Below are 3,349 nucleotides of genomic sequence, written 5' to 3'. Positions count from 1 at the left end.
AACGGGCTGCGCAGCTCGGCAATGACTGCCAAGGCATCGGTGTGGCCTTCGAACAACTTGCACAATCGCAGGTCGTGCCCGGCCACCTGGGCCAGACGACTGAACCGCTCAAGGGTCTGGCCACTGCCGGGGAAGGGCAGTTGGTCCAGGCCCGCCGCCTGCAGCGCCTTCAGGGCCGCGCCTAGAGCCTGCGTGTCCGCATAACCCCGGTAGCCTTGAAGGAACCCATGTAGACCCACGTCACACCTCGTCGTCGTGCTGCAGTTCAAACAGCAGCAGCGAGCGCCCGGTGACGGCGTATTCATGGTGGAAATCAAAGCGCTCCTGACCGCGTACCGCCGTGTCATTGGTGTCGAGCATGCAGGTCCAGAACTGGCCTTCCGGAACGGGGGGCAGGCTGAAATTGACCTGGTCGTGATGGGCGTTGACCACCAGCAGCAAGGTCGCATCGCCACCCGGACGGCGAATCCCGGTCTCCTGGGCACGGCCATCCATCAGCATGCCCAGGCAGCGGCCGTGGCTGTCTTCCCATTGCTCGGTGCTCATCTCGTTGCCATCCGGCGCGAGCCAGGTGACGTCCTTCACGCCGATCTCTTCGTTGTAGTCGCCCACCAGGAAGCGGCCACGACGCAGGATCGGGTAAGCCATGCGCAGTTTGATCAAGCGTTTCACAAACTTGAGCAGCGCCTTGCCGTCATCGTCCAGTTCCCAGTTGACCCAGCCGATCTCGCTGTCCTGGCAATAGGCGTTGTTGTTGCCGTGCTGGGTACGCGCGAACTCATCCCCGGCCACCAGCATCGGCGTGCCCTGGGCGAGCAGCAGGGTGGCGAAGAAATTGCGCATCTGGCGCAGGCGCAGGGCGTTGATTTGTGGGTCGTCGGTGGGGCCTTCGACGCCATGGTTCCACGACAGGTTGTTGTTGCTACCGTCCTGGTTGTTTTCGTCGTTGGCTTCGTTGTGCTTGTCGTTGTACGACACCAGGTCATGCAGGGTGAAACCGTCGTGGGCGGTGATGAAATTCACCGAGCTGTAAGGCCTGCGGCCACGGTGGTTGAACATTTCGCCCGACGCGGTCATGCGTCCGGCGAAGTCCGCCAGTTGGCCGTCATCGCCTTTCCAGAAGGCGCGCACGGTGTCGCGGAAACGGTCGTTCCATTCCACCCAGCCCGGCGGGAAATTGCCCACCTGATAGCCGCCGGGGCCGCAGTCCCAGGGTTCGGCGATGAGTTTCAACTGGCGCAGTACCGGGTCTTGACGGCAGGCGACGAGGAAACTGTGACGCTCGTCGAAACCGTCACGATAACGGCCGAGGATGGTCGCCAGGTCGAAGCGGAACCCGTCGACATGCATCTCGGTGGCCCAGTAACGCAGGGAGTCCGTGACCATCTGCAGCACGCATGGGTGGCTCAGGTCCAGGGTGTTGCCGGTGCCGGAGTCGTTGATATAGAAACGCTTGTCGTCCGGCATCAGGCGGTAGTAGGAGGCGTTGTCGATGCCGCGCATCGACAGGGTCGGGCCGCGCTCGTTGCCTTCGGCGGTGTGGTTGTAGACCACGTCGAGGATCACTTCCAGCTTGGCTTCGTGCAGGTGCGCGACCATCTCCTTGAACTCGGCGATCTTGCCGCTGGCCAGGTAGCGCGGGTCCGGCGCGAAGAAAGCGATGCTGTTGTAGCCCCAGTAGTTGGTCATGTCTTTTTCCAGCAAATGCTGGTCGTTGACAAAGGCATGCACCGGCAACAGTTCGACGGAAGAAATACCCAACTGACGGATGTGCTTGAGCACATCGTCTTCCATCAGCCCGGCGCAGGTGCCGCGCACGGCTTCGCCGACGCTGGGGTGACGCATGCTGATGCCGCGCAGGTGGGTTTCATAAATGATCGTGCGGTCCCACGGCACGCGCACCGGTTGGTCGTTGCCCCAGGTGTGCGCCGGGTCGATGACCTTGCACTTGGGCACGAAGGGCGCGCTGTCGCGTTCGTCGAAACTGAGGTCGTCGTCGGGGTGGCCGATGGTGTAGCCAAACAGCGCTTCGGACCATTTAAGTTCGCCCACCAGCTGTTTGGCGTAGGGGTCGATCAGCAATTTGTGGTGGTTGAAACGGTGGCCGTTGGCCGGGTCATACGCGCCGTACACACGGTAGCCGTAAATCAGCCCAGGGTGGGCGTCGGGCAGGTAGCCGTGGAAGATCTCATCGGTGTATTCGGGAAGTTCGATACGTTCCAGCTCGACAACGCCGGCGTCGTCGAACAGGCACAGCTCGACTTTGGTGGCGTTCGCCGAGAACAGCGCAAAGTTGACACCCAGGCCGTCCCAGGTCGCACCCAGGGGGAAGGGCAAACCTTCGCGAATCCGCGACGGCTCGGGGGCCGGCGTCGCTGGGTTTTTATCGGCTTTGCTCATTGTGTTGCTCCTGCACAGGTCTTTTTTCGGGCCAAAAGCGGCCCCGCTGACTAGGGTTCAGCTGACGAACCAGAAAGTGCTCGACCTCCGACCGGGGTTGCCGGCGGGAGGATCATGAGGTCACAGGGCTTACGGCTTGGGTTTTTTCGCGGCAGCCGGCTTTTTAGCCGCCGGCGCTGCGGGTTTGCCTGGGGCCGGGGCCGGCGGCTTGGCTTTCGCTGCCGGCTTGGGTGGGGTTTTCGGCTTGGCGGCGGGTTTGGGCTTGCTTGGCGTCAGCGCTTCGGCCTCTGCCAGCTTGCGGGCCATCTCCCAATGGCGCGCCTCCTGACCTTGCGGCTTGCCCTCCGATTCCCAGATCTGATACGCGAATTCTCGAACACGTTTGTCTTCAGTACTCATCACAATGCTCCTCGCAGAAAATTTCAGCTTTATTGATCATCAGGATTGATAAAGACATTGACCGGGAAATCCCCCAGCGCAGTACTGATTAACAGCTCCTTGTCTGGTGTGACTGCGCCTGTATGAAAAAGTCCCTTCCAGTTTTCGGTTGGCGCGGCGAACGGTAATTTCACCCGCGTATCGCCCCAAACCCGCGCATTGACCTGCGGATGCAGACCATTTTCCAGCAGGCGATGGGGCCAGCGTGGCACCACCACCAATACGCGTATGCCCTGGTGTTCGCGACAGAACGCGACCACGTGTTCGGCATGTTGGCCGACCACGTCCAAGGGCGTGTAGCTGCCCCGATGGAACACCTCAGGATGGGCCTTGCGCAAGGCCAGCACCTGGGCAATCAAGGCCTGCTTGATGCGCCCGTCATGCCAGTTGGTCCAACTGCAACGCCAAGTGCTCATGACTGGCCATCAGCACCTGGGACAGCTCATGGGAATAGCTGTAGCGACGGTCCACCAGGCCTTCGTAAAGGCCTTCCAGCTCGTAGGCCAGGTCG

At 61.6% G+C, this 3,349-nt stretch carries 2 protein-coding genes and 3 pseudogenes; all 5 read right to left on the bottom strand.

From position 1 onward, the window contains the following. A pseudogene (locus tag L9Z73_RS27875) lies at nucleotides 1-239 on the bottom strand (acyl-CoA dehydrogenase); the annotation flags it as partial. A 1-nt stretch (nucleotide 240) separates the two neighbouring features. Beyond that, nucleotides 241-2,400, bottom strand: coding sequence for a glycogen debranching protein GlgX (gene glgX, locus L9Z73_RS27870; RefSeq protein WP_247407938.1), 2,160 nt, complete (start codon nucleotides 2,398-2,400; stop codon nucleotides 241-243). A gap of 129 nt (nucleotides 2,401-2,529) precedes the next feature. Continuing rightward, entirely contained in the window at nucleotides 2,530-2,799 is a 270-nt protein-coding gene (locus tag L9Z73_RS27865; RefSeq protein ID WP_247407937.1) for a DUF2934 domain-containing protein, read from the bottom strand. 29 nt (nucleotides 2,800-2,828) lie between these two features. After that, nucleotides 2,829-3,227 (bottom strand): annotated as a pseudogene (locus L9Z73_RS27860) (malto-oligosyltrehalose synthase); the annotation flags it as partial. Next, nucleotides 3,223-3,349, bottom strand: a pseudogene (locus L9Z73_RS31655) (hypothetical protein); the annotation flags it as partial. The pseudogenes L9Z73_RS27860 and L9Z73_RS31655, both read right to left, overlap by 5 nt.

The sequence above is a fragment of the Pseudomonas emilianonis genome, assembly GCF_023072625.1.
Taxonomy (GTDB): Bacteria; Pseudomonadota; Gammaproteobacteria; order Pseudomonadales; family Pseudomonadaceae; genus Aquipseudomonas; species Aquipseudomonas paraveronii.
Note: the sequence above shows the minus strand (reverse complement) of the source record. Positions and strands in the feature narration are given on the sequence as shown.

Coding starts and splice junctions, on each gene's coding strand:
- glgX (WP_247407938.1), bottom strand. CDS start 2,400: ATGAGCAAAGCCGATAAAAACCCAGCGACGCCGGCCCCCGAGCCGTCG.
- L9Z73_RS27865 (WP_247407937.1), bottom strand. CDS start 2,799: ATGAGTACTGAAGACAAACGTGTTCGAGAATTCGCGTATCAGATCTGG.